This is a genomic window from Solirubrobacter deserti (assembly GCF_027587175.1).
Classification (GTDB): domain Bacteria; phylum Actinomycetota; class Thermoleophilia; order Solirubrobacterales; family Solirubrobacteraceae; genus Solirubrobacter; species Solirubrobacter deserti.
In genome coordinates this window covers 1-4,521 of record NZ_JAPCID010000103.1, presented here as the reverse complement: position 1 = coordinate 4,521, position 4,521 = coordinate 1, and the positions used below count along the sequence as shown (strand labels likewise).

Annotated in this window: 5 protein-coding genes and 1 pseudogene; 4 read left to right on the top strand and 2 right to left on the bottom strand. The window is 74.5% G+C overall.

Annotated elements, in window-relative coordinates:
* The 3 genes from OJ962_RS33975 to OJ962_RS33965 form a co-directional block, all read left to right on the top strand.
* On the top strand, positions 1-947 hold a 947-nt coding region (locus OJ962_RS33975), incomplete at its 5' end, for a PD-(D/E)XK nuclease family protein (protein WP_270006935.1).
* A complete protein-coding gene (gene recD / locus OJ962_RS33970; protein ID WP_202954208.1) occupies positions 944-2,710 on the top strand; it encodes an exodeoxyribonuclease V subunit alpha in 1,767 nt (588 codons plus the stop codon). The genes OJ962_RS33975 and recD, both read left to right, overlap by 4 nt.
* Before the next feature lie 6 nt (positions 2,711-2,716).
* The gene (locus OJ962_RS33965) at positions 2,717-3,490 is read left to right on the top strand and encodes an SDR family NAD(P)-dependent oxidoreductase (protein ID WP_202954209.1); all 774 of its coding nucleotides are present in this window, start codon (positions 2,717-2,719) and stop codon (positions 3,488-3,490) included.
* Between the two features lie 3 nt (positions 3,491-3,493).
* On the opposite strand, the gene OJ962_RS33960 is transcribed toward OJ962_RS33965, so the two are convergent.
* The gene (locus OJ962_RS33960; RefSeq protein ID WP_202954210.1) at positions 3,494-3,763 is read right to left on the bottom strand and encodes a DUF2277 domain-containing protein; all 270 of its coding nucleotides are present in this window, start codon (positions 3,761-3,763) and stop codon (positions 3,494-3,496) included.
* Between the two features lie 10 nt (positions 3,764-3,773).
* Complete coding sequence (locus tag OJ962_RS33955; protein ID WP_202954211.1) at positions 3,774-3,956, bottom strand: hypothetical protein; 183 nt, start codon at positions 3,954-3,956, stop codon at positions 3,774-3,776.
* A gap of 217 nt (positions 3,957-4,173) precedes the next feature.
* Between OJ962_RS33955 and OJ962_RS33950 the strand changes: the two are divergent.
* A pseudogene (locus OJ962_RS33950) lies at positions 4,174-4,521 on the top strand (hypothetical protein); the annotation flags it as partial.

Below are 4,521 nucleotides of genomic sequence, written 5' to 3'. Positions count from 1 at the left end.
CGCCGCCCGCCGCCGCGCCGTCGCGCGCCGCCGACTACGAGGCGACGCTGTCGCTGTTCGACGTCCCGCCCGCGGCCGGCGCGTCCTCTTCGCCCGCCGCCGGCGCGTCGTCTTCGCCCGCGGCCGGCGCGCCCGCTCCGGCCGCGCCCGTGGCGCTGCCCCTCGCGGACATCCCCGGCGGCACGGCGTTCGGCACGTTCGTGCACTCCGTGTTCGAGGCGGCGGACTTCGCCGCGCCCGACCTCCAGGCGGAGCTGGCGGACAAGGTGCGCGCGGCGCTCGCGCGCGGGGCGGTGGACATCGGGTCGCAGGCGGCGCTGGTCGAGGGCCTGAAGGCCGCGATCGAGACGCCGCTCGGGCCGCTCGCGGGCGACCTGCGGCTGCGGGACATCGCGCGGCACGACCGGCTCGACGAGCTCGGGTTCGAGCTGCCGCTCGCCGGGGGCGACGAGCCGCACGCGTGGCTTACGCCCGGCGCGATCGCGGCCGTCCTGCGCGAGCACCTCGACGCCGACGACCCGCTCGCAGGCTACGCGGACCGGCTGGAGGACCCCGAGCTGCGGGCCGCAGTGCGCGGGTACCTCACGGGCAGCATCGACCTCGTGTTCCGGGTCGGGGACGGGTTCGCGATCGCGGACTACAAGACGAACGTGCTCGCGCCGCCCGGCGAGGCGCTCACGGCCGGGCACTACGCGCCCGCAGCGCTCACGGCCGAGATGGAGCACGCGCACTACGGCCTGCAGGCGCTGCTGTACACGGCCGCGCTGCACCGGTACCTGCGCTGGCGGCTCGCGGGCTACGACCCCGAGCGCCACCTCGCGGGGGTCTTCTACCTGTTCGTGCGCGGGATGACGGGCGCGACCGGGTCCGGCGTGTTCGCGTGGAAGCCGCCCGCGCCGCTCGTGGTCGCGCTCAGCGACCTGCTCGAACAGGGGGTCGCGGCGTGATCGACGCCTTCGAGGTCCGGCACGCGCTGCGGTCCACCGGCGTGTTGCGGGAGTTCAACGAGATCGGCGTGCTGGCGGCGGCCGACGTGCACGTCGCCGAGCGGCTCGCCGCGCTCGCGCAGGAGCAAGACGAGCTCGTCGCGCTCGCCGCCGCGCTGGCCGTGCGCGCGCCGCGGCTCGGCCACGTCTACGTCGACCTGGCGACGATCCGCGAGACCGCGACGGTCGACTCCGATGAGCCCGTCGACCTGTCCGAGCTGCCGTGGCCGGAGCCCGACGACTGGCTCACCCGCGTGCGGCAGTCGCCGCTGGTCGCGGTCGGCGAGCGCGAGGGGGAGCCGAAGCCGCTGCGGCTCGTCGACAGCGCGCTCTACCTGGACCGCTACTGGCGCGAGGAGGGCCAGGTCGCGGCCGACCTGCGCGCGCTCGGCCAGGCCGAGCGCGTCAACGCGTTCGCGCTCGAGCACTCCCTCGACCGGCTGTTCGAAGGGCCCGGGGCGCAGCGCGAAGCGGCGCGGGCGGCGGTCGAGCGGCGCTTCGCCGTCGTTGCGGGCGGGCCCGGCACCGGCAAGACGACGACCGTGGCGCGGATCGTCGCCGCGCTCGCCGAGCAGGGCTCGGAGCTTCCGCTCGTCGCGCTCGCGGCGCCGACCGGCAAGGCCGCGACGCGGCTCCAGGAGGCCGTGCACAACGCGGCGCGCACCATGGACATCGGCCCGCGCGTGCGTGACGAGTTGCTCGCGCTGAAGGCGTCGACGTTGCACCGGCTGCTCGGCTGGAAGCCCGGCAGCCACAGCCGCTTCCGCCACGACCGCAACAACCGGCTCCCGCACGACGTCGTGATCGTCGACGAGACGTCGATGGTCTCGCTGACCCAGATGGCGCGGCTCGTCGAGGCGGTGCGGCCGGGCGCGCGGCTCGTGCTCGTCGGCGACCCGGGCCAGCTGACGTCGATCGAGGCCGGGGCCGTGCTGGGGGACATCGTCAAGGTCGGCGGGCCGGGCGTCGTCGAGCTCGACGTCGTCCACCGCGGCCAGCAGGGCATCAAGACGCTCGCGCCCGCGATCCGCGACGGCGACCCCGACGCCGCGATCGCCGCGCTGACCGCCGGCTACGACGACATCACGTGGATTCCGGTCGACGTGGGGGAGCCCGAGTCGCTCGCGCACGTCAGGCCCGTCCGCGACGGTGCCGTCGAAGCCGCCACCGCCGTGATCGAGGCCGCCCGTACCGGAGACACGGTGCAGGCGATGGCCGCGCTGGGCGAGTTCCGCGTGCTGTGCGCGCACCGGCGCGGCCCGCACGGCGTCGCGACCTGGACCGCGCGCATCGAGAGCTGGCTGGGCAGCGCGATCGGCCGCGGCCGCTGGTACGTCGGCCGCCCGCTGCTCGTGACCAAGAACGACTACGGGTTGGACCTCTACAACGGCGACGCGGGCGTGATCGTGACCAGCGGCACCGGCGGCAAGGTCGCGGCGGCGTTCGAGCGCCGCGGCGAGCCCGTGCTGTTCGCCCCCTCGCGCCTGAACGCGATCGAGACCGTGTACGCGATGACGGTCCACAAGAGCCAGGGCTCGCAGTTCGGCACCGCGGCCGTGCTGCTGCCCGCGGCGACGTCGCCGATCCTCACGCGCGAGCTGCTCTACACCGCCGTCACCCGCGCGAATCGCCACCTGATCCTCGCGGGCACGGAGGAGACGATCCGCGCGGCGGTGGCGCGGCCTGTCGCCCGCGCCTCCGGGCTGGGCCGGCGCCTAGCCTGAGGCGTCATGGAGATCGACCTCACCGGCCGCAGGGCCTTCATCAGCGGCTCCACCCAGGGCATCGGGCGTGCGATCGCCGCCAAGCTCGCCGCGTGCGGCGCCGCCGTGACGATCAACGGGCGTGACGAGAGCAAGGTCCAGGCCGTCGCGGACGAGCTCGGCGTCGACGGCATCGCCGCCGATGTGAGCACCGCCGAGGGCGCGCAGGCCGTGCTGGCAGCGCTGCCCGACGTCGACATCCTCGTCAACAACCTCGGGATCTTCGCTCCGACGCCCGTGCTCGAGGTCGACGACGCGACGTGGCAGCGCTTCTGGGACGTCAACGTCATGTCCGCGATCCGCCTCACCCGCGGCTACCTGCCCGGCATGGTCGAGCGCGGCCACGGCCGCGTGCAGTTCATGGCCAGCGACTCGGCGGTCGTGATCCCGGAGGAGATGGTCCACTACGGCGTCACCAAGACGGCGCTGCTCGGCGTCTCGCGCGGGTTCGCCAAGGCGGTCAAGGGCAGCGGCGTGACGGTCAACTCCGTGATCGCCGGCCCGACGCACACCGAGGGCGTCGAGGACTTCGTGTACTCGCTCGTGGGCGACGAGCTCGAGTGGGATGAGGCGCAGCGCCGGTTCGTGGCCGAGCACCGCCCGAACTCGCTGCTCGGGCGCCTGATCGAGCCGGACGAGATCGCGAACCTGGTCGCCTACCTGAGCTCGGATCTCGCCTCGGCCACGACGGGCGGAGCCGTCCGCGTGGACGGCGGCTACGTCGATCACATCCTCCCGTAGGCGTTACGCGGCGTAGCGGGCCTGCGCGCGGGCGCGGGCCTTCGCGGCCTCTTCCTCGCGGTTCTTCGGCGGCGCGTTGGTCGTGAGGTGATCGAGCAGCTTCTGGGTCGCGGCCGCGACCTCGGCGACGGCCTGCTCGAACGCCTCCGCGTTGGCCTGCGAGGGCTTCGTGGAGCCGCTGATCTTGCGCACGTACTGCAACGCGGCGTCCTGGACTTCCTGCGTCGTGGCGGGCGGCTCGAAGTTGTGGAGCTGACGGATGTTGCGGCACATGCGACACAGGCTACGCCCCGAACTCGGGCGTGTGACGGCCCAGGTCGGTGAGCGCGTAGACGAGGCCCTGCGGCTCCTCGCGCACCTCGACGAGGCCGACCGCGACGAGCGCGTGCAGGTCGCCGCGGAGCAGGGTCTCGTCCTCGTCCGGCGAAGGACCATCGGACAGCGGGGCAGAGGTCGGGCGAGGCATGCGGCGGGCTCCTTTGCGAGCTACACAGATCCACGTGGGACGGCGTAGCGTTGCGCCGGCTCCGGACGGAATGCGAAGCCCCTGCACTTTGCGCGAAACGGTTGCGCTACGCACAGCTTTGTGCACCGCGCGGCCGCGAATTCGCCGACATACGCACAGCTCATGCACAGCCCCACGTGCCGCCCGATCCGGCGCGCCGTGTAGAACGGCTGGGCCGATGGGCCCTTCACCCCGCCTCCTCCGCGCCGTCGTCGCCGAGCGCGCCACGCTCGAGCGCCAACGCGCCCAGCTCGCGCGCGAAGCCGACCACCTGCGCGCCTCGCTGGCCCGCATCGAGGCGGGCCTGGCGGAGATCGACGCGCTGTGCGCCCGCCTCGACGACCTGGCTGGGCCCGGAGACGAACCGGCGCGAGGGCAGGAGGCGCGGGCGCGCGGCGAGAGGGCACGGGCGCCGGGCGAGAGGACGCCGCGCGACGCGACGCGCTCGCCGGCCCGCCACGACGGCCGCGCCGCCCACTCGGCCCGCGAGGACGGCCGCGCCGCCCACTCGCCGGCCCACGCCGAC